The sequence below is a fragment of the Pseudoduganella sp. OTU4001 genome (genome assembly GCF_038440195.1).
Taxonomy (GTDB): Bacteria; Pseudomonadota; Gammaproteobacteria; order Burkholderiales; family Burkholderiaceae_D; genus Rugamonas.
Map to the genome: position 1 here is coordinate 28,972 of NZ_JASATG010000034.1, position 21,810 is coordinate 50,781.

General features: G+C 64.7%; 15 protein-coding genes. 7 read left to right on the forward strand and 8 right to left on the reverse strand.

Features of this window, described 5'->3' with window-relative positions; all coding sequences use genetic code 11:
- The first annotated feature begins 26 nt into the window (after window positions 1-26).
- Window positions 27-2,012: an alpha/beta hydrolase family protein gene (locus tag AAHE99_RS22390; protein ID WP_342119579.1), complete on the forward strand. Its 1,986-nt coding sequence runs from the start codon at window positions 27-29 to the stop codon at window positions 2,010-2,012.
- Here the strand turns inward: AAHE99_RS22390 and AAHE99_RS22395 are convergent, their stop codons facing one another.
- The gene (locus AAHE99_RS22395; protein WP_342119581.1) at window positions 2,013-2,936 is read right to left on the reverse strand and encodes a LysR family transcriptional regulator; all 924 of its coding nucleotides are present in this window, start codon (window positions 2,934-2,936) and stop codon (window positions 2,013-2,015) included. It abuts the gene before it with no gap.
- Between the two features lie 88 nt (window positions 2,937-3,024).
- On the opposite strand from AAHE99_RS22395, the gene AAHE99_RS22400 reads away from it, so the two are divergent.
- A complete protein-coding gene (locus AAHE99_RS22400) occupies window positions 3,025-3,768 on the forward strand; it encodes an SDR family oxidoreductase (protein WP_446728948.1) in 744 nt (247 codons plus the stop codon).
- On the opposite strand, the gene AAHE99_RS22405 is transcribed toward AAHE99_RS22400, so the two are convergent.
- From AAHE99_RS22405 to AAHE99_RS22420, 4 genes are read right to left on the reverse strand one after another with little or no spacing between them, the layout of a single operon-like run.
- Entirely contained in the window at window positions 3,720-5,213 is a 1,494-nt protein-coding gene (locus AAHE99_RS22405) for a DUF3482 domain-containing protein (RefSeq protein ID WP_342119583.1), read from the reverse strand. The two genes, AAHE99_RS22400 and AAHE99_RS22405, sit on opposite strands and share 49 nt — an antisense overlap.
- A complete protein-coding gene (locus tag AAHE99_RS22410) occupies window positions 5,210-6,616 on the reverse strand; it encodes a DUF2868 domain-containing protein (RefSeq protein WP_342119584.1) in 1,407 nt (468 codons plus the stop codon). The genes AAHE99_RS22405 and AAHE99_RS22410 overlap by 4 nt, the downstream gene beginning before the upstream one ends.
- Entirely contained in the window at window positions 6,613-7,104 is a 492-nt protein-coding gene (locus AAHE99_RS22415) for a hypothetical protein (protein ID WP_342119585.1), read from the reverse strand. Before AAHE99_RS22415 ends, AAHE99_RS22410 begins: the two co-directional genes overlap by 4 nt.
- Before the next feature lie 15 nt (window positions 7,105-7,119).
- Complete coding sequence (locus AAHE99_RS22420; RefSeq protein WP_342119586.1) at window positions 7,120-8,544, reverse strand: family 16 glycosylhydrolase; 1,425 nt, start codon at window positions 8,542-8,544, stop codon at window positions 7,120-7,122.
- Window positions 8,545-8,862: 318 nt separating this feature from the next.
- On the opposite strand from AAHE99_RS22420, the gene AAHE99_RS22425 reads away from it, so the two are divergent.
- The 5 genes from AAHE99_RS22425 to AAHE99_RS22445 all read left to right on the forward strand — a co-directional run bounded on the left by AAHE99_RS22425 (window position 8,863) and on the right by AAHE99_RS22445 (window position 16,719).
- Window positions 8,863-11,811, forward strand: a complete 2,949-nt coding sequence (locus AAHE99_RS22425; protein WP_342119587.1) for a TonB-dependent receptor — start codon at window positions 8,863-8,865, stop codon at window positions 11,809-11,811.
- 108 nt (window positions 11,812-11,919) lie between these two features.
- Window positions 11,920-13,470 carry a tryptophan halogenase family protein gene (locus tag AAHE99_RS22430; protein WP_342119588.1) on the forward strand — a complete coding sequence of 517 codons (1,551 nt, stop codon included), beginning with the start codon at window positions 11,920-11,922 and terminating at the stop codon, window positions 13,468-13,470.
- Window positions 13,471-13,477: 7 nt separating this feature from the next.
- Window positions 13,478-14,185 carry a SapC family protein gene (locus AAHE99_RS22435; RefSeq protein WP_342119589.1) on the forward strand — a complete coding sequence of 236 codons (708 nt, stop codon included), beginning with the start codon at window positions 13,478-13,480 and terminating at the stop codon, window positions 14,183-14,185.
- Window positions 14,169-15,182 carry a cupin-like domain-containing protein gene (locus AAHE99_RS22440; protein WP_342119590.1) on the forward strand — a complete coding sequence of 338 codons (1,014 nt, stop codon included), beginning with the start codon at window positions 14,169-14,171 and terminating at the stop codon, window positions 15,180-15,182. Before AAHE99_RS22435 ends, AAHE99_RS22440 begins: the two co-directional genes overlap by 17 nt.
- Window positions 15,183-15,195: 13 nt before the next feature.
- Window positions 15,196-16,719: a tryptophan halogenase family protein gene (locus AAHE99_RS22445; RefSeq protein WP_342119591.1), complete on the forward strand. Its 1,524-nt coding sequence runs from the start codon at window positions 15,196-15,198 to the stop codon at window positions 16,717-16,719.
- Here the strand turns inward: AAHE99_RS22445 and AAHE99_RS22450 are convergent.
- The 3 genes from AAHE99_RS22450 to AAHE99_RS22460 are packed head-to-tail and all read right to left on the reverse strand — an operon-like array spanning window position 16,677 to window position 21,800.
- A complete protein-coding gene (locus tag AAHE99_RS22450) occupies window positions 16,677-17,933 on the reverse strand; it encodes a sugar MFS transporter (RefSeq protein WP_446728949.1) in 1,257 nt (418 codons plus the stop codon). The genes AAHE99_RS22445 and AAHE99_RS22450 overlap by 43 nt on opposite strands.
- Before the next feature lie 9 nt (window positions 17,934-17,942).
- Window positions 17,943-20,420 carry a glycoside hydrolase family 3 protein gene (locus tag AAHE99_RS22455; protein ID WP_342119592.1) on the reverse strand — a complete coding sequence of 826 codons (2,478 nt, stop codon included), beginning with the start codon at window positions 20,418-20,420 and terminating at the stop codon, window positions 17,943-17,945.
- Between the two features lie 9 nt (window positions 20,421-20,429).
- Window positions 20,430-21,800: a GH1 family beta-glucosidase gene (locus AAHE99_RS22460; RefSeq protein WP_342119593.1), complete on the reverse strand. Its 1,371-nt coding sequence runs from the start codon at window positions 21,798-21,800 to the stop codon at window positions 20,430-20,432.
- Between the last annotated feature and the right edge of the window lie 10 nt (window positions 21,801-21,810).

A 21,810-nucleotide genomic window follows, 5' to 3' on the forward strand; every position in this document is an offset into this window, starting at 1 on the left:
AACCATTGCGCTTAAAATATTGCCCTATGAAAACTACACTTCCCCTCCTCCTGGGCGCCGCCTTGCTGGCCGGCCTGCCCGCCGCAGCGCAGGCTGCCTCCCCCCCACCGGCCATCGAAACCTTCTTCGAGCCGGCGCTGATCCAGGCTGCCGTCATGTCGCCTTCCACCCGCTGGGTGGCCGTGGTCAACGGCACACCGAATGGCCGCAACCGCCTGACCATGATGGACCTGGACGGCAAAGAAGAATCGAAGATCATCGCCACGTTCACCCGTCACGATATCGTCAGAGTGCAATGGGTTAATGAAGATTGGCTCGTCTTCAGCTTGGTGGACAACCAGCAGAAAAGCGGCAAGCAGGAATACAGCGGGTTAATGACGGTGCAGCGCAACGGCGACCGTATGCGCGAACTGATCAAGCGCAAATGGGGCAGCATGTACCCGGCCGGAGGCTACCAGCCGCTGGAGCCTTACAACTACATGGTGAGCCGGGGCGCCCCGGGCAGCAATGAAATTATCGTCGGCGAAAGCCACTATGGGCCGGATTACCAGTACACCCATACCACCTTGCGTTCACTGGACCTGGCCAGCGGCGCCCTGCGCAACCTGCCGGGCCAGCCCGACTCCGGCATCCGTATCAGCGGCTGGATGTTTGATGCCAAGGGCAAGCCGCGCGCTGGCTGGGCCAACGAGTCGAGCCATATCGCGTTGTACTGGTCCGATGCCGCAACCGGCGCGTGGAAGCAGCTCGGCCGCTTTAAGAAGAATGACAGCAAGTTCAGCCTAGGCTACGTCGACGAAAAAGACCAACTCTACGTCTACGCGCGTGGCGATGGCCCGGCCCTGCAAACCTTGCGCAAATTCGATTTCGGCAGCGGCAAGCCGTCCGATGAGGTAGTGGTCGAAACACCGGGCTTCGACACCGAGGTGACGGCCTTGTATGACCATGGCGATAACGCTTTGGTGGGCATGCATACCCTGGCCGATGCCCCCGGCACCACCTGGTTTGTGCCGAAGATGCGCGAGCTGCAAGCGCAGGCCGACGCCATGCTGCCGGGCCGCGTCAACTTGCTGGATTGCGGCGACTCCTGCCGCGCGCCGCGCCACGTGCTGCTGTACTCCGAAGCGGACAACAATCCCGGCCAATACCTGCTTTACACCGTGGCCACAGGCCAATGGCAGCGTCTGGGCGATGCGCGCCCCAAGATCGACGAAAAGCAAATGGGCCTGCTCGACCTGCACCGCGCGAAAACGCGCGATGGCGCCGACCTCCCCGTGTGGATCACTGCCACACCTTCGGGCGACAACAAACCACGTCCTGCCATCGTGCTGGTGCATGGCGGCCCGTGGGCGCGCGGCGTAACCTGGGGCTGGGATTCCGAAGCACAGTTCCTCGCTTCACGTGGCTATGTGGTGATCCAGCCTGAATTCCGCGGCAGCGAGGGCTATGGCGACCGCCATCACCGCGCCGGCTGGAAGCAATGGGGTTTGCGCATGCAGGATGACCTCAACGACGCGCTGAAATTCGCGGTCGACAAAGGCCTGGTGGACGGAAAGCGTGTCTGCATCGCCGGCGCCAGCTACGGCGGCTATGCCGCGCTGATGGGCGTCGTGAAAAATCCGGAACTGTACCGCTGTGCCGTATCCTGGGTTGGCGTCACCGACCCGCTCTACAAGTACGAGGTATTCTGGTCGGACGCCACCGACGATGCAAAGAAATACTATATGCACGATATGGTCGGCCATCCCGAGCGTGACGCCGAGATGCTGAAGGCGAACTCACCGCTGCGTCAGGCGGCGCGCATCAAGGCACCGGTGCTGCTGGCCTACGGTGCGAAAGATTCACGCGTCCCAATCGTACACGGCGAAGACATGCGCAAGGCACTGATCGCGGCGGGCAATCCTCCTGAGTGGATCGTGTATGACGATGAAGGCCACGGCTGGACGCGGCCGCAGAACCAGATCGACTTCTGGCGCAAGGTGGAAGCCTTCCTGGCGCGCAGCCTGAAGTAGTCATAAGCGGTCCAGGCGCGCGGCGAATCCGTCCGCGCGCAACTGCTCCACCACGTAGTCGACAAACACCCGCGTCTTGACCGGCAACAGCTTCTTGCTCGAATAGTAGATCGAGAGCGGTCCCACTTCCGCAAACCAGCCGGGCAGCAGCCGCACCAGTTGCCCGGATTCCAGCAGCGGCGCCGCATGCGGGCCTGGCAGCAAGGCCACACCCAATCCCATGCACGCCGCCTGCGCCATCGCCTCCGGATCATCGAACGTCGCCACGGTGCGGAATTCGGCCACGGCTTCCGCACCGGCCGCATTGCGCAGCAGGTAGTCGCGCAGGCGCCCGCTCTCGGCCGAGCGGCGCGCGATACCGTCCCAGCCCGCCAGTTCGGACGGGTGGCGCGGCCGCTTGCGGCCCGCCAGGTAAGACGGCGCCGCCACCAGCAGGATGCGCGGCCGCCCCAACTCGCGCGCCACCACGCCCGGCGCCAGTTCGATGCCGCCGCCAATGGCGACGTCATAGCCCTCCCCGATCAGGTCCACCGTGCGGTTGTCGAAGCGCCAGTCGTGCCGAACCGCTGGATAGCGCTCGATGAAGCCCTTCAGCAGCGGCAGGATGTACATGCGCCCCACGCCGTGCGCCACCGCCACCTTGAGCGTGCCGGCCGGCTCGCCCGCATCCTGCGCCGCGCCGGCTATTGCGCCTTGCAGCTCGGCCAGCGGCTCACGCACCTGCTGCAGCAAGCGCTCGCCGGCCTCGGTCAGGGCCAGGCGCCGCGTGCTGCGCTGGAACAGGCGCACGCCCAGGCGCGCTTCCAGCCGCGCCACGTTCTTGCTGACGGCGGCCGGCGTCATGCCGAGGCGGCGTGCCGCTTCCGAAAAACCGGCGCATTCGGCGCTCTGCAGGAAGGATTCAAGCAGGTTCAGTGGCAGCATTTTAAACATTTGGTTGAAGGTGATAGTCAATATTACCACCTAGTCGCAACGCAATGCTGCGTCCATACTGGACTCATCCCAACCCAATATGGAGTACCAAATCATGAACAAGATCGCTTTCGTTACCGGTGGTTCCCGCGGCATCGGCGCCGCCATCGTGCGCCGCCTGGCCAAAGACGGCGCCACCGTCGCCTTCACCTACCAAAGCTCGGGCGCCGCAGCCGATGCGCTGGTCAGTGAAATCAACGCCGCCGGCGGCAAAGCCCTGGCGCTGAAAGTGGATGCGGCCGACGCCCTGGCCACCCGCGCCGCCATCGATAAAGTAGCCAGCCAGTTCGGCCGCCTCGACATCCTGGTCAACAATGCCGGCGTGCTGCACCTGGGCGATGTATCGGAGCTGACACTGGAAGCGTTCGACCAGACCATCGCCGTCAACGTGCGCGCCGTGTTCGCGGCAACGCAGGCCGCTGTGGCGCATATGAAGGAAGGCGGCCGCGTGATCAATATCGGCTCCACCAATGCCGAACGCATGCCGTTCGCAGGCGGTTCGATCTACGCCATGAGCAAATCGGCGCTCACCGGCCTGGTGCAAGGCCTGGCGCGCGATCTCGGCCCGCGCGGCATCACCGTCAACAACGTGCAGCCAGGCCCGGTGGATACCGACATGAATCCGGAAGACTCCGACTTCGCCAAGTCGCTGCACGACCTGATGGCGATCAAGCGCCATGGCCGCAGCGAGGAAATCGCGGGGATGGTGGCCTACCTGGCCAGCGAGGAAGCGGGCTACGTGACCGGCGCCGGCCTCAATATCGACGGCGGGTTCGCCGCCTGACCTTCCGGGTAAAGCCGTGCCAGCACGTGGGCCGTGATTGCGGTGACCACGGCGCTGGCCGGCGCCAGGTCGTGCTCTTCCTGCTCGCGCAGGGTGCGCCACAAGGCCGAGACGTCGGCATCGTGCAGCGCCACCGCCTGCTCCACTTCCTGCTGCCAGAACGGCGGCGCTTCGCTCTCCACAAAATTGCCGCGCCCGCGCCCGAAATGGGCCACGGCCAGGTAGCGCAGCACGCTGGAAATCAGCAGCGTACGCAGGAAGTCGTCCGACAGCGTGATGGTCGGCACCTCCCTGTCCATGCGCACGTTGAAGCCCCAGGCCGCGCCGGCAAAAGTCAGCGCGCCAATCACGCCGCCCAGCAGCGCGCCGGTGCCCAGCGTCAGGCCGCCCGCCGCCAGGTCGGCCGACAGGCCGGTCGCGGCGCCGGAAACGATGGCGCCCAGCAGCGCCGCCTGGCCCTTGTCCACCGGCGCCAGCACCACGAAATTCTTGCTGATGCGGGCATTGATCTTGGGCGCTTCGCTGGGATCGAGCTTGTGCAGCGCCAGCAGGTTGACGGTGGCATGGCCGATCGCCAGGTTAAGGCGCGCCACCAGGGTATTCATGGCGCGGTCCTGGCGCTTGCGGTCTTCGCCTTTACCGATACCGATGATCTTGAGCGCTGAAGCGATCACGCCGCGCTCCACCGTTTCCACCACCTGCTTGTCGTGCGCAGCGTCGCATAGCTGGTGCGCCATCACCGCCATGGATTGCTTGAAGCGGCGCGCATTCGTGTCTTCCCACACCGAGAACAGGCGCTCATAGCCTTCCTGCTTGGCCGGGCCGACCAGGGCGCCCAGCGCATCGTAGAACACGCGCTCATGCACCCAGCAACGGGCGAAGGCATCGAGCGGCAGTACTTCGCGCACCTGGCCGAATTGCAGCATATGGTCTTTCCAGCGCAGCAGCTCGGCCTGTTCCTCCGGCAGCGGGCGCGGTGGCCCCATCTGGTTCAGCAGCACCAGCACCGGCTTGCCCAGCCAGTCGAGGATGCGCATTTCGGCCGGGATGTAGCCGGCATCGCCCGGGTTTTCGGTTGAATTGACGAGGTAGAGCACCACGTCGGCCTCGTCGCGCGCGGCGCGCAAGGCTTGCTGGCTAAGCCAGAACGGGCGGTCGCGGTAGCGGTCCACCACTTCGCGCAGGAACCAGCCGATCGGGTTGCCGGCCATGGCCAGGCGCTTCATCAGCCGCACCGAATCGCCGAAGCCCGGCGTGTCCCACAGCACCAGGCGGTCGCCGGCCTGCGTCGCCATCAGCAGATGCGACTCGGCGAAGCTGGTTACATGGGCGGCGTCGCGCACCTCGCCGACGTCCGCGCCCAGCAGGGTGCGTGCCAGCGTGGTCTTGCCGTTATTGGTGTGCGATACCAGCGCCAGCTGGATCGTGACGGCCGCACCGCTCATGCCGGGTTCTCCTTGACGGTTTGCGGCGCCAGCAAGTCCACCACTTGGGGCTCGGCGCCGTGCAGGATGCAGAACTCTCTCCACAATTCTACGCGCTCGCGCAAGCGGGTGGCGTCCATACGCGCTGCCAGCGCGGACTGGTCCAGCAGGGCAACCAGGCGCTGGCCCTTACCCAGGGCGGCCAGGAAGACGCCGTGATTTTCCTGCTCCGGCGTGGCGGCAATGCCAAACAGCACAGCAGTCGTGACGCCCTGCTCCGCCTCCAGCGCTGGCTCGGCGCTGCCATAGGCGACCGGCGGCAACAGGCGCACGCGGGCCTGCTCGCCCAGCATTTCCCGCGCCAGCGCATCCAGCCCCTTGCCGCGCGCCTCGTCCACCGTCAGGCTGTAGGGCAGCACGCGCAGCACGCCCGGTTCGGCACCGGCCGCCACGCCAAGCTGTCGGAAATACGGCTGTTCCAGGTCCAGCGGGAAGCGCCGGCGCAGCCAGGCCGCGCGCAACGTGGCCAGCATGCCCAGCACCACGCGCGGCAGCACCACGTACAGCAGCAGGCTCGCTGCATACAGGTGCACCCAGCGCGCGCCGTTACCCAGCTTGGCGTTACCCCAGTTCTGCAGCCCTGCCACTTCCGCCAGGCTGAAGCCCTCCAGCCCGAACAGCTTGACCGCTGGCGCGAACAATAGCGACAGCAACTGGTGCACCTGCGGTGCATCGAGGAAGGTGCTTTCCCAGCCGGTGGCATAACGCGAGACAATGCCGCGCGCATACAGCGACAGGACGGCGCCAAGCGCGAAAGACGCCGCCGAAAAATGCAGGATGCGCGCAATGCGCGCCAGGTTCAGTTTGACGCCCAGGCGCGCCCATTCGACCATGAATTGCAGCACGCCGCTGGCCAGTACATGCGGCAAGCGGCGCGGCACTTGGCTACCGCCCAGGCCCATGCGGTTGGCAAGGCCGCGCCGCAAGCCGGCCCGGCGCGAAGGCAGGAGTGCCAAGGCAGCCAGCAGCACATATGCCAGCGCATTCCAGGCGATGATGCCGAGCAGGGGCAGCGACACCAGGTCGACCCGGCCCGGATCGGCAAAGCGTTCGGCAAATCCGCCCGCCAGCAGCGCCACCACCGGCAACAGCCAGCTGGCGCCCCACAAGCCGCTGTGGCCCTGCGCCACGGAGGCAAACAGCTTGTGGCGCGCCGACAGGCGCTTCAGCAATTGCTCCGCGCGATGGTAGAGGAAAACGGGCAAGGTCGATGCCGATCGCGCCTCGGCCGCCTGCCAGTGTGCCAGCTCGCGCGCCGTGCGGCTGGCGTACTTGCGGTCATCGTCGGACAGCACTTCTTTTTGCGTGTCGGCCTCTTCAATGGCCTTGACCAGCAGGATGGTGCGCGCCGCCTTCTCGTTCATTGCCCCTCCAGGCAAACGCCCGACTTCCCGCCCTGCAGCGGGACCGGCATACCAGGCTTTTCGACTTGGTAGTACAGGGCAATGATGCGCCAGCCCTCGTCGGCGCGATACAGCTGGATGCTGTTCACGCCTGTGAAATTGGCCTTCGGCGCGTTGCGTTCATTGCGCGATTCGACCACGCTGTAGACAGTGGCGAAACGGTCGTACTGGCGCACTTCGCGCGCCACTTCGCATTCATGGAACCCCTGCTCGCCAACGCGGCCAATGCTGGCGGCAAAGTCGGTGCCGCGCGTCACGGACAGCGCCGGCACGCCGTCGCGGTAGCGGGCGCCGTAGACCATGGCATCGGGATGGAGGATGGCGCGCAGCTCGGCTTCGTTGCCGGGCCGGCCTGCGTCATGGCTAAGGGCGCGCCACAGCGTGGCGACCGCCTGTTCCGGCGTGGCCGGGGCGGCCAGCAAGGCCGCAGCAAGGACGATTGCATTCATGCGGCGAGTGTACCATTACTCCCCCCGCTGGTAGACCCGCACGTAATCCACCAGCATCTGCTGCGGGAAGGTGGTGCTGGAGTCCGGATAACCTGGCCAGTAACCGCCCACGGCCAGGTTGAGCAGCACAAAGAACGGGTGCTCGAACACCCAGTCGCCGCGCACCGTGGACGGGCGCGCCGTATGGTAATGCTGGCCGTCGCGGTACCAGCGGATTTCGCCCGGCTCCCACTCCACCGCGAAGACATGGAAATCGTCCGCATAGCGCTGGCCGGCCGGCAGCGGCGATGGCGCGCCAATCGATTTCTCGCCCGAGTAGCCCGGGCCATGCACGGTGCCATGCACGATGCCCGGATCCTTGCCGATGTTTTCCATGATGTCGATCTCGCCGCTGCGCGGCCAGCCCACCTTGCCGATGTCCGCGCCCAGCATCCAGAACGCCGGCCAGATACCCTGCCCGCGCGGAACCTTGATGCGCGCTTCAAAGCGGCCGTATTTGCGCTCCATCAGCCCCGCCGTCTTCAGTCGCGCCGAGGTGTATTGCTTGCCTTGCCAGGCCTCCTTGCGTGCCTCGATCACCAGCATGCCGCCCTCCACCCGTACGTTCTCGCGGCGCGCCGTGTAGAACTGCATCTCGTTGTTGCCGAAGCCGTGGCCCGCCACCTCAGGCACCCACTTGCGCGCATCGAGCGCATCGCCATCGAATTCATCGGCCCAGTCCAGCACCCAGCCAGGTTTAGCGCCGCGCTGGTGGCGCACGATGTTCAGGTAAGTATCGGTCCAGTACTCCGCGCGATGCTCGGAAAGGAAGCGCAGCAGCTCCTCGTGCGCCTCTTTGCTGACCGACAGGTAATCGCCGCCGATGCCGTGGAAGACCAGGTTCACGATGCCGCCTTTGGCGCCCTGCTCCTTCACCAGCTCGATCAGCTGCGCGCCGCTCAGCCCCGCCGTCGCCGGACCGTCGCCACGCAGCGCCACGAGTTCGTCGCGGATCGCTGGCCAGTAAGGCTGGCCGCCGGCCAGCCGGTCGCCGCAAGGCGCGTTGAAGGTGCGCTCATGCCGACCGTCGATGGCCAGCAGCATGGTGTTCGCCACCCGTACCTGGTCCAGCATCTGCGCCACGCTGGTGTTTTGCAGGTTGCGGTGCGCTTCCACCCAGCTGCGCTCCGGCGTGCCGCCGGCGCATTGGTGGAACAGCGTATGGTTGCCCAGCTCGTGGCCGCGCTGCGCCGCGGCGCGCCATTCGGCCATGCGCTGGCGCACCGCGGGATTGGCCAGTGCCAGGTAAAACGTGGCTTTCACGCCATAGCGCTCGAGCGCCGGCAAGGCATGGTCAAGCTGCGAATCGAGCGCGTCGTCGTAGGCCAGGCTGACCGCAGCACGGGCCGAATTTGGCCACGTTTCCAATGCCTGCGCGCCCTGCAGCGCGAAAAACGTCATGAACGATATAAAAAGTTTTCTCATACCTTCCTTATGGAAACGTTCCCAATTTCGTTGAAAATATAGCACGGAAAAGCTGTTGACTTAAAAATTTGAACAGTGCTATATTGCGCTGACCAGAATGGAAACGTTTCCAGTTTGATGACGGAAACCCCACACTCCCTGCCGAGTTCCGGCGTATTTTATTGACAATCGAATTTGCTGCCCCTAGTATTTTTAAGCATTACATGGAAACGTTTCCATGCTGGTTGGGGGAGGCGGCCAGACTATAAGAACCAAGGAGACCAAATGTACTATCCAAAGGCGAAACAGAAATTGATGAGCCTTGCAGTAGCGACAGCCTGCGCGGCGCTCATCGCACCGGTCCAGGCACAGGAGTCGGACCAGGCAGGCATGACGCCCGCCCCTTCCAATGTTGGCGACGTCACGACCGTGGTGGTGAGCGGCCTGCGCGCCAGCCTTGGCTCCTCCATGAACCTGAAGCGCAATGCCGACGGCATCGTGGACGGTATCGTGGCGGCAGACATCGGCAAGTTCCCCGACACTAACCTGGCAGAGTCGCTGCAGCGTATCAGCGGTGTTTCCATCGACCGCTCGATCGGCGAGGGTTCCAAAGTCACAGTGCGCGGCGTGGGCCCCGACTTCAACCTGGTGCTGCTGAACGGCCGCCAGATGCCAACCTCCAACCTGGGCGACCTGAATGGCCGCGCCTTTGACTTCGCCAACCTGGCGTCGGAAGCGATCTCGCAGATCCAGGTGTTCAAGACCGGCCGCGCCGAGGCCCCTACCGGCGGCATCGGCGCCACGCTGAACGTGATGACCGCGCGTCCGCTGGAGCGCCCCGGCATGCTGGCCAGCTTCGGCGCCAAGGCCGTGCATGACACCTCGCACAACAACCTGCCCGGCGACGTCAAGCAAGGCAGCGCCACCACGCCTGAATTCTCCGGCATCTACAGCAACACCTTCGACGACAACCGCTTCGGCGTAGCGCTCAGCGCCAGCTACCAGGAACGCAACCTGGGCTTCAACCAGGCCGCCGTATCGAACGGCTGGCGCGGCCCGTTCAAAGGCGACGAGAACAACTGGGGCACCATCCCGCAGCCAGGCCCGGACGGCAACACGCCTGGCGTGACCAACCGCCCGAAACCAAACGACATCTATTCGGTGCCGCAAAACCTGAACTACAACATGAACGGCGTGCAGCGCCAGCGCACCAACGGCCAGCTTACCCTGCAATGGGCGCCGGTCAAGAACCTGACCACCACGCTGGACTACACCTACTCCGAGAACAAGATCCAGACCCGCCGCCAGGACATTTCGGCCTGGTTCAACTTCGGCGGTTCGACCAGCACCTGGAGCAACGGCCCGGTCGCCGCGCCGCTGGTGTACACGGAACTGATCCCGAAAGCCGATTCCGACATCGCCATGGGCGGCGCGCAATTCGCCACCAAGACCGCCAACAAGTCGCTCGGCTTCAACGCAGCGTGGAAGACCGACCGCCTGAAACTGGAACTGGATGCGCACACCTCGACCGCCGAATCCAAGGCCGACAGCCCATTCGGTTCCAGCAACGTGCTGGGCACCGCAAGCTTCAGCCGCGGCGACACCACCGCCGACTTCCGCGAAGACTTCCCGGTCCTGAGCATCAAGGGCGCCGACTTTGCGCGCGCACCGCAGCAGGTGACCGGCTCGGTGTTCCAGAACGGCTATATGAAAGGCGAGATCGACCAGGTGCAGGCGCGCGGCAGCCTGAAATTGCTGGAAGCGTCCAACCTGAACTTCGGCCTGGCATCCACCGAAGTGAAGAACCGCTCCGCCTTCTCGACCCAGCAGCGCGATACCTGGGGCGGCGCCACCAAGGCATCCGACTACCCGGCCAGCATGTTCCACCAGGAGTCGCTGCGCCAGTACTTCGACAAGATCAACGGCAGCGGCAACCCGGCCCTGTTCAACCAGTTCTACACCTTCAACTTCGAAGAGCTGCGCGCCCTGGCGGCCAAGGTCACCGGCCTGCCGGACCTGTACCTGCCGAAGAACACCTTCGACACCGACCAGCGCACCAGCGAGAAGTCCAAAGCGGCCTATGTGCAGTTCGGCACCGACTGGGATACCGCGATCCCGATGCACACCAATATCGGCGTGCGCTACGAAACCACCGACGTGGTCTCCACTGCCCTGGTGCCGTCGGCTACCGCCATCAGCTGGGTATCGGCCAACGAACTGCCAGTCTCCTTCGGCCCGGCCACCTTCACCACGCTGACCGGCAAGTACCACCACGTACTGCCAAGCGTGGACTGGGACGCCGACATCCGCTCCGACATGAAGCTGCGCGCCAGCTACGGCGAGACCATCGGCCGTCCACGCTACGACCAGATCCAGGGCGGCACCACCCTGAACACCCTGGCGCGCGTATTCGGCGGCACCGGTTCGCAAGGCAACCCGCAGCTGAAGCCAGTCAAGTCCAAGAACCTGGACCTGTCGTGGGAGTGGTACTACGGCCAGCAAAGCTTCGCCTCGCTCGGCCTGTTCCACAAAGACCTGGAAAACTACGCCGGCCAGTCCAAGATCACCGCCACCCCGTTCAACCTGCACACCCCGGTCGGCGGCGCGCTGTGGAACGAAGCGGTCCAGAAAGGCTCTTGCGGCAATGACCTGGTCTGCATCCGCAACTACATCTTCCGCAACCACCCGAACGCCCCAGGCGTGACGCGCGGCGCGGACGACCCGAGCGGCAACGCCACCGGCACCATCGTCGGCCAGCCGAGCGACCCGATCATGCCGTTCGAGATCACCACCTTCTCCAACCAGAAGAAGGACAAGATCAAGGGCGCCGAGATCAACGTGCAGCACATGTTCGGCAATTCCGGCTTCGGCGTGTCGGCCAACTACACCTGGGTGGACTCGGGTCTCAAGTACGACAACTACAAGATCGGCGAGCAGTTTGCGCTGGTCGGCTTGAGCAACTCCGCCAACCTGGTCGGCATTTACGAAGACAAGAACTGGACCGTACGTGCGGCCTACAACTGGCGCGACAAGTTCCTGTCCTCCACCTTCGACGGCTCGGGCCCCAACCCGAACTACACCGAAGCGTACGGCCAGCTGGACTTGAGCATTGGCTACGCCTACAACGACAAGCTTAGCTTCCAGTTCGAGGCGATCAACGTCACCAACGAAATCCAGCGCGTCCACGGCCGCGCCGAATCGATGGCCCTGTTCGTGACCCAGTCCGGCCCGCGCTACATGCTGGGAGCACGCTACAAGTTCTAAGGAAAAGTCAGGGTCATGTCTGACATTCGGACATTTGCCCACGGCAAATGTCCGAATGTCAGACATGACCCCGACTTTATTTCACGGTAGACTCACTTAATGCAACCAATGGCAAGCAACGCAGTTCGCGAAGTCGTCGTGATGGGAGGCGGTTCGGCCGGTTGGCTGGCCGCCGCCATCCTGGCGGCCGACCATCCAGCCGATGGCCCGCAAGGCTTGCGGGTCACTCTGGTCGAATCTCCCGACGTGCCGATTATCGGCGTGGGCGAAGGCACCTGGCCCACCATGCGCGATACCCTGCGCCGTATCGGTGTCTCCGAATCCGACTTCTTCCGCCAGTGCGATGCGTCCTTCAAACAGGGCTCGCGCTTTAACCGCTGGGTGACCGGCGCGGCGGATGATGTGTATTTCCATCCTTTCGTGCTGCCGCAGGGCTATGGCGAAGCCAATCTGGCCGAGCGCTGGCAGCAGGCGCATTCGAATATCCCGTTCGCCGACCTGGCCAGCTTCCAGCCCCACCTGTGCGTGCACGGCAAAGCGCCCAAGCAGGCTTCGACGCCGGAATTCGCCTCCGTCGCGAATTACGGCTACCACCTGGACGCCGGCAAGTTCGCCGTCTTCCTGCGCCAGCATTGCGTGGAGAAGCTGGGCGTGCGCCACGTGCTTGACCACATCGTGGCCGTCAATGCGGCATCAAACGGCGATATCGCCTCGCTGCAGGGCGCCGCGCAAGGCACGCTGCAGGCCGACCTGTTCATCGACTGCACCGGCCTGCAATCGCGCCTGCTCGGGCAGCATTACGAAGTACCCTTCGTGCCGCAAAAGCATGTGCTGTTTAATGACAGCGCGCTGGCAGTGCAGATCCCCTACCCTGCCGAGGACAGCCCGATCGCCTCGCAAACCAGCTCCACCGCCCAGCGCAGCGGCTGGATCTGGGATATCGGCTTGCCGACCCGGCGCGGCATCGGCCACGTCTACTCCAGCGCGCATAGCAGCGACGAGGAAGCAGAACGCGCCCTGCGCCAGTACATCGTCGACACCGGCGGCCCGGCCGATATCCCGCAGCCACGCAAGCTGGCCTTCAACCCCGGCTACAGGGAGCAATTCTGGCACCGCAACTGCGTCGCCATCGGCCTGTCGGCCGGCTTCATCGAACCGCTGGAAGCCTCGGCCCTGGCCATGGTCGAACTGTCGGCCAATATGCTGAGCGAGGACATGCCGGCCACACGCGGCACCATGGACCTGGCCGCGCGCCGCTTCAACGACGCCTTCCGCTATCGCTGGGAACGCGTGATCGACTTCCTCAAGCTGCACTATGTGCTGAGCATGCGCAGCGACTCGCCCTACTGGATCGACAACCGCGAAACCATACCGGCTAGCCTGCGCGACATGCTGGCCCTGTGGCGCCACCGCCAGCCTTCGCGCTACGACCTGGGCCGGGTGGACGAAGTCTTCCCTTCGGCCAGCTGGCAATACATCCTGTACGGTATGGGCTTCCGCAGCGAGCCCGGTGGCGGTATCCGCCGCCGTGACAACGACCAGGCAGCCGACAACTACTTCCGCGAAGCTGCCAGCCTCACGCACCGCATGCTGGCCGCCCTGCCGTCCAACCGCGAACTGATCGACCATATCCGCCGCCACGGCCTACCCACCATCTGAGGACCATATGGCAAATCCTGTCCTGCTCAATAATATCGACCACAAAGACCTGCACGTGCAAACCGGGCGCGGCGCCATGTTCGGCGACAACGTCATGTCGGCCCTTACCTTCCCGAGCGAGTTCCGCGACATACAGGCCTGCTACCCGATCGTGTTCCGTAAGGCGGACGACGGCAACTTCGAAGCGCACGCGCTGTTCGGCTTCCAGGAAGGTGAGAACCTGTTCCTCGGCATGCACGGCTGGGAAGCACCCTATGTGCCGCTGACCATCGAGCGCCAGCCCTTCCTGATCGGCACCAACGGCACGGAGCTGATGGTCCACGTGGACCTGGAAAACCCGCGCATCAGCAGCAGCGACGGCGAGCGCGTCTTCCTGCCGCACGGCGGTACCACCGAATACCTGGAGCGCGTCAATTCCACCCTGCTGGCGATCCACCAGGGCTTGCAGCAATCGCGCGGTTTCATGGCGGCGCTGCTGGAGTACCACCTGCTGGAATCCTTCGCCTTCGACATTGAACTCGATGACGGCTCGCAGTACCGCCTGGCCGGTTTCTACACCATCAACGAGGAGCGCCTGTCCGCGCTGGCCGGCGCCGTGCTGGAACGCCTGAACCGCGCCGGCTACCTGCAGCCGATCTATATGGTGATTGCAGCCATGTCCAACTTCCGCACCCTGATCGAGCGCAAGAACCGCGTCCATGCTGCCCAATGCTAAGCCGCTGCGCGAGCTGCACGGCATCACGCCGTCCGACATCAATGACGACCTGCTGACGTCCACCCAGCCGCTGGTGCTGCGCGGCCTGCTCTCGCGCTGGCCCGCCGTGCAGGCGGGGCGCCAGGGCGCAGCCAGCGCCGACGCGTATCTGCGTCGCTTCTACCGCGACGCCACTGTGGGCGCCATGCTCGGCACGCGCGACATCGGCGGCCGATTCTTCTACAACGAAGACCTGAGCGGCTTCAATTTCGCCTCCGTGCGAGCGCGCCTGGACGACGTGCTCTTGGAGATGGAGGGCCACCGAGACAACCCGCACCCGCCCGCCATCTACGTCGGCTCCACCACGGTGGAAACCGCACTCCCCGGCTACCGTGAGGAAAACCCGCTCGACCTGGGCGCGCGCGACGCCCTCATGAGCGTCTGGATCGGCAACCAGACCCGCATCGCCGCCCACTACGACCTGCCCGACAACCTGGCTGTCGTTACCGCGGGCCGCCGCCGCTTCACCCTGTTCCCGCCGCAGCAGCTGCCCAACCTGTACGTCGGCCCGATCGATTTCACGCCGGCAGGCCAGCCTATCAGCCTGGTCGACCTGCACCAGCCGGACCTGGAACGCTTCCCCCGCTTTATCGAAGCATGGCGCCACGCGCTGGTGGCCGAGCTGGAACCGGGCGATGCCATCTTCATCCCAAGCATGTGGTGGCACCACGTGGAAGCGCTGGAAGCCTTCAACGTGCTGGTCAACTATTGGTGGCGCCAGTCGCCGGACTATATGGACACCCCAACCAATGCGCTGATGCTGTCCCTGCTCTCGATCCGCGACCTGCCGCCCGAGCAGCGCCAGGTCTGGCAGGACATCTTCCGCCACTATGTATTCGAGCCTGGCGAGCAGACCGCCGGCCACATTCCGCCGCAATCCCGGCGCGTGCTCGGCCCCATCGGCGACGACGCATCGCGCATGCTGCGCGCCCAGCTTCTCAGAAAACTAAACCGATAACCGGAGACCGGAAGTGAGAGACGAAAACACCCAGCGCCGCCCTGTGCGGCGTATTGTCATTGCCGGCGGCGGCACCGCGGGCTGGATGGCTGCCGCAGCCCTGTCGCGCACCCTCGGCAAGACCCACGACATCAAACTGGTGGAGTCCGACGAAATCGGCACCGTTGGCGTCGGCGAAGCGACCATCCCTACCCTGCTCAACTTCCACCACCTGCTGGAGATCAACGAGCAGGAATTCATGGCCGCCACCAAAGCCACCTTCAAGCTCGGCATCGGCTTCGAGAACTGGCGCAACGTCAACGAAGACTACATCCACTCCTTCGGCCTGACCGGCACCGACCACTGGACCGCCGGCTTCCAGCATTTCTGGCACAAGGGCCGCGAGCGCAAGCTGGCCAGCGACTACGGCGACTACTGCCTGGAGCTGAAGGCAGCACAGCTGAACCGCTTCGGCCACCTGCCGCGCCAGGGCATCAACTACGCCTACCATCTCGACGCCAGCGCCTACGCGCGCTTCCTGCGCAAATACTCGGAAGGCTACGGCGCCCAGCGCATCGAAGGCAAGATTGCGAAGGTCCACACCGATGCAGCCAGCGGCCATATCACCGCGCTGCAGCTGGATTCCGGCGCGCTGCTGGAAGGCGATTTGTTCATCGATTGCACCGGCTTCCGCGCCCTGCTGATCGGCGAAACCCTGGGCGAGGAATTTGAGGACTGGTCGCAATGGCTGCACAACGACAGCGCCATCGCCGTACAGACGTCCTCCACCAGCCCGGCCGTGCCCTACACCCGCTCCATTGCACACGACTGGGGCTGGCAATGGCGCATCCCGCTGCAGCACCGCGTCGGCAACGGCATGGTCTTCTCCAGCAAATTCGTCGACGACGACACCGCCCGTACCACGCTGATGAACAATATCAGCGGCGAGCAGCTGGTTCAGCCGCGCGTGATCCGTTTCAAGCCGGGCCAGCGCCGCAAGGTGTGGAACAAGAACTGCATCGCCATCGGCCTTGCGAGCGGCTTCCTGGAACCGATCGAATCTACCAGCATCCACCTGATCCAGCGCGGCATCATCCGCCTGATGCAGATGTTCCCTTCGGCCGGCATCTTCCAGTCCGAGGTCGACGAGTACAACCGCCAGGCTTGGGCCGAGATCGAACATATCCGCGACTTCATCATCCTGCATTACAAGGTCACCAACCGCCGCGACACGCCGTTCTGGCGCCACTGCGCGGAGATGGAGGTGCCGGCATCGCTGCAGCACCGCATCGACCTGTTCCGCGAAACCGGCCGCGTATTCCGTGTATCGAACGAACTGTTTGCCGAGAACTCGTGGATCCAGGTGATGCTGGGCCAGGGCATTACGCCGCTGCAGCACCATCCTTCTGCGGACCTGATGGGGGATGCGGAACTGTCCGACTTCCTCGACAGCATCCGCAACAATGTGGCGCGTACTGTGGCGCAGCTGCCGCCGCACCAGCAGTACGTGGAGAATTACTGCGCCGCGTACAAGGAAGAGTACTTGGCGCCGAAGTAAAGAATGAAGCCGTAGCAGGCGGCCGGCAACAGGAAGGACGCCTGCACACCCATCGCATCTGCCAGCGCACCTTGTGCGAACGGCACCAGCGCGCCGCCCACAATGGCCATGCACAGGATGCCGGAGCCCTGCCCCGTGTATTTGCCCAGGCCATGCAGCGCCATGCTGAAAATGGTCGGGAACATGATCGAGTTGCACAGGCCAACTGCCAGGATCGCCCACATCGCCACCTTGCCCGAACCGAATACCGCCGCCAGCACCAGCACAATCGCCAGCAGCGCATTGAAGGCCAGGGTCTTGCCTGGGCTGGCAACACGCATCACCGCAAAGCCGATGAAACGGCCCACCATGGCGCCGCCCCAGTAGATGCTGACGTAGTGATAGGCGTCTGCGTGCGACAAGCCGGCAATATTGGCCTCGCCGAAAAAGTTGATCAGGAAGCTGCCGATGCTGACTTCCGCTCCCACGTACAGGAAGATGCCGATAGCGCCCAGCACGAGGTGGCGATGCGCCCAGGCGGAGCCGTGGCCCTCACCCGCCAGCGCCACATCTTCGCTGTCGGCGATCTGCGGCAGGCGCGCAAAGGCGAACATCACGGCCAGCAGCGCCAGCGCGCCCGCCAGCGCCAAGTAAGGGCCACGCACGGTCGCCGCCTCCGCCGCCGCGCCAGCCGCTGCGCCGACGGCCGACAGGATCAGCAGCCCTCCAGCCGCCGGGCCAATGGTCGTACCCAGCGAGTTGAAGGCCTGCGTCAGCGTCAGGCGGCTGGATGCAGTACGCGCGGGGCCGAGCACCGTAACGTAAGGATTGGCCGCCACCTGCAGGATGGTAATGCCCGACGCCAGCACGAAGAAGGCGAACAGGAACAAGCCATAACCGCCGAACGATGCCGGATAGAACAGCACGCAGCCGATTGCCGCGATCAGCAGCCCCGTTACGGCACCCTTCTGGTAGCCGATGCGGCGGATCAGCGCGCCCGCCGGCAGCGATACGATGAAATACGCGCCGAAGAAGCAGAACTGAACCAGCATCGCCTGCACGTAGCTAAGCGTGTAGATCGCCTTCAGGTGCGGAATCAGCACGTCGTTGAGCGACGTGATCAGCCCCCACATGAAAAACAGGATGGTGACGATGACCAGCGCGCTGGTGTTTTGCGTCCCGCCGGCCAACTCGCTCGACGCAGTCGATGCGGTGTTTGGTGCCATGCTTGCCATATTGTCTCCTTACTGTAGTTCTTCGCAGCGCACCGCGTCTGCCGCGCTGGCGGCACTGCCTACGATGTCGATATTGGCGATGGCGGCAGCGAACGCTCCCTCCGCGCCGAGACTGAATGGCGCAACCATCTGCTCCAGCTGCAAGCCGCGCGCGGTGAAGCATGCCAGTGGCAGCTTGACGGTCTGCTTGCCTTTGCCCGCCAGTCGGGCGAACAAGCGGGTCGCGTCGAGCGTGGTGTCCTGCATCGCCAGCGTGACTTTGCCCTGCGGTGCAGCCTGCACGATTGTGTCGAACTGCAGCACACCATCCCGCGCGGCAGCCGCTGGCAGCTGCATCGCCTTCGCGCCGCGCGCCACCAGGCGAGCGTCAGCCGGTGCGCCCGCGCTCCAGGTCACCAGCTTGGCGTCCTGCTGCGTATTGACTTGCGCGGTCTGCACCGTGATGCCAGGCAGGCGGAAAGTCGCATTCAGGTCCGCACCCAGCGCCAGCTGCTCGCTGCCGCTGCGGATCAGCAGCGGGAAGCTGGCGCGGTCAGCCTGGCCGTACACGGGGAAGGTATTGCTCGAACCGCAGCCGCCCGGCGCGTAGGAAGCATCCAACTTACCCAGCGACGAGCGCTGGCCGCCGCGCAGGCCGTAGCCGTACGCGAACAGCGGCGCATAATCCGCGTCGCCCACGTTGAGCGGCGTCTGGCAGGCCGACTTCGGCCAGGAGAACGACAGCTTGCCTCGGAAATCATACTTGCGCGCGCCCGCCACCAGCAGGTCGGAGACGCCCTTGCCCTCGGTCCCCGGCAGCCAGGCCGCAACAAAAGTATCGGAGAGATTGAGCAGGTCGTTCACGAACAGCGGACGGCCAGCCACGAACACGGTGATCACCGGTTTGCCCTTGCCTGCGACTGCCTCCAGCACCGCCAGGTCCTCCGGATAGCGGCTGCTGTGGCGCAGCGTGCCGGAAGGACCGATGTCGCCGTCGCCCTCCGCGTAAGGACGCTCGCCCACCACCGCGATCACCGCATCGAACTTGCTCACGTCCACGCCCTGCGCATCAGCGCTGAAGGTCACATTGCCCTCGCCCGCCGCTGCGCGGATACCGGCCAGGATGCTGTCCGCATTCGGGAAATCGGCATTGGTATTGTCCGTGCCCTGCCAGGTCAGCGACCAGCCGCCGGTCTGGTTGGACAGGTTGTCTGCGCTCTTGCCGACCACCAGGATCTTCTTGCCGCGCGCCAGCGGCAGCGCCGGGCCTTCATTCTTCAGCAGCACCAGCGATTCGCGCACCGCGCGGCGTGCCAGTTCGCGGTCCAGCAGCGCGGCATCCTTGCCGGCATAGGTATTCTGCGAAGGACGCTTGCCGAACAGGCCCGCACGTAGCTTGACGCGCAGGATGCGGGTCACGGCGTCGTCGATGCGCGCCATCGGGATCTCACCAGCCTTCACCTGGGCGATCGTATTGGTGATGAACGCCTTCCAGTCATCCGGCACCATGATCATGTCGATGCCGGCATTGATCGCCTGCGGGCAGCTGTCGTTGCGGCAGCCCGGCACTTCGGCAATGCCGTTCCAGTCGCTGACCACAAAACCGTCAAAGCCCATCTTGGTCTTCAGCACGTCGGTCAGCATTTCGCGGCTGCCATGCATCTTGACGCCATTCACGCTGTTAAAGGACGCCATCACGGTCTGCGCTCCTTCGGCCAGCGCCGGCGTGTAGCCAGCGCCGTGGATGGTTGCCAGCTGCTCCGGCGTCACGCGCGTATCGCCACGGTCCTTGCCCTGGTCCGTACCGCCATCGCCGACAAAGTGCTTGGCGCTGGCCAGCACATTCGCGTCGGACTTGAAGCGGTCCTGCAGGCCTTTCACATATTCGCCGGCATAGCTGGCGACCAGCTTGCTGTCTTCGGAGAAGCTTTCGTACGTGCGCCCCCAGCGGTCGTCGCGCACTACGGCGATGGTCGGGCCAAACACCCAGGCGATACCGGTCGCGCGCACCGCCTTGCCGGTCGCCGCGCCGATTTCGAAAGCCAGCTTTGGATTGCGCGCCGCGCCCAGGCCGATATTGTGCGGATACAGCGTGGCGCCGAATACATTGCTATTGCCGTGGATGGCGTCAATGCCCCACACCACCGGCACCTGGACCTTCATATCGGTCGACATCGAAGCGTCGTGGTACTTATCCGCCAGCGCCAGCCACTCCGACGCATTGGCACGCTTGTTCCCGTTCGGCCAGCTGCCGCCGCCATTCAGCACGGAACCCAGGTAATAGCGCCGCACATCGTCCGGGGTGGCGGTCTTGATCTCGGGCTGGGTCATCTGCCCGATTTTCTGCTCCAGCGTCATGCCCGCGACAATCGCTGCAACGCGCTTCTCCAGCGCCGCATCGGGCGCGATGGCGCTGTGCACGCGCGGCCAATCGGCCTGCGGCGTAGGTGCGGCGCGGCCCACAGCGGCAGGCAAAAGCGCCGCCGCCAGCAAAGCAAACTTCTTCATCCTGTCTCCTTAGGTCGGCTGTCGCAGGAAGGCGCGATACCACTTGCCGCTTTCCTTCAGCCTTCGTTGTTGTGTTTTGTAGTCGATATGCACCAGGCCAAAGCGGCGCAGATAACCTTCCGCCCATTCGAAGTTGTCTACCAGGCTCCAGGCGAAATAGCCTTTCACCGGCACGCCTGCCGCAATGGCGTCCTTCATGGCGCCCAGGTGGCGCGCCAGGTAGCGGCGGCGCTGGACATCGTTCACCGTGCCGTCGGCCAGAACTTCATCGTCATAGCAGGAACCGTTCTCGGTGATGTACAGCTCCTGCGGCGCGTAATCGGCATGGATACGGCCAAGCAGCTCGCCCAGGCCTTCCGGCGCCACTTCCCAGCCCATGGCGGTGGTTTCCGCGCCGGCTGGCGGCGGCAGCACGCGTGCATCCAAAGGCTCGTGGCCCGGCGCATCGGCTACCGTCTCGGGGAAATAGTAGTTCACGCCCATGAAGTCGGTCGCCACCGCGATCGCCTCCATATCGCCCTCATGCACCACCGGCGCGGCATCGCCGATCTGTTCCAGCGTGGACGCCGGGTAGCCGCGTCCATGCAGCGGATCGAGGAACCAGCGGTAGCGCAGGCCGTCATGGCGCTCCATGGCGGCGCGGTCGGCCGCGCTATCGCTGGCTGCGCGCAACGGATGCAGGCTAAGGGAAATGCCAACGCGTGCGCCCGGCACATTATTGCGGATCAGCGGCACCGCCTTGCCGTGCGAGAGCAGCACGTGGTGGCAAACCTGCAGCGCGGTGCGGAAGTCGGTCAGGCCCGGCGCGTGGATGCCCTCGAAGTTGCCGAGGATGGCCGTGCACCAGGGCTCGTTGTGGGTAATCCAGTGCTGCACCCGGTCGCCCAGGCGGCGCGTCACCGCGTCGACGAACTCCAGGTAGCGCTGCACGGTATCGCGTTCGGCCCAGCCGCCGCGCTCCTGCAGGTATTGCGGCAAGTCCCAGTGGTATAGCGTGGCCCAGGGCTGGATGCCCCGCTCCAGCATGCCGTCCACCAGGCGCGAATAAAAATCCAGGCCCTGCTGGTTCGGCGCCGCACCTACGCCCGGCATGATGCGCGGCCAGGCGATCGAGAAGCGGTAGGCGTTCAGGCCCATGTCGCGCGCGATGCCCATGTCCTCCTCCCAACGGTGGTAATGGTCGCAAGCCACCGCGCCGCTGGAACCGTCGCGCACCTTGCCCGGCGTCGCCGCGAAGCGGTCCCAGATCGACTCGACGCGCCCGTCTTCACTGGCCGCCCCCTCGATCTGGTAGGACGAAGTGGCGCAGCCCCACAGGAAGTCGCGGGCAAAGTCGCTGCGCGCCGGAGCGCCTGGCTCAATCTGGTCTGGAGTAGTCATGTTCGGTAGT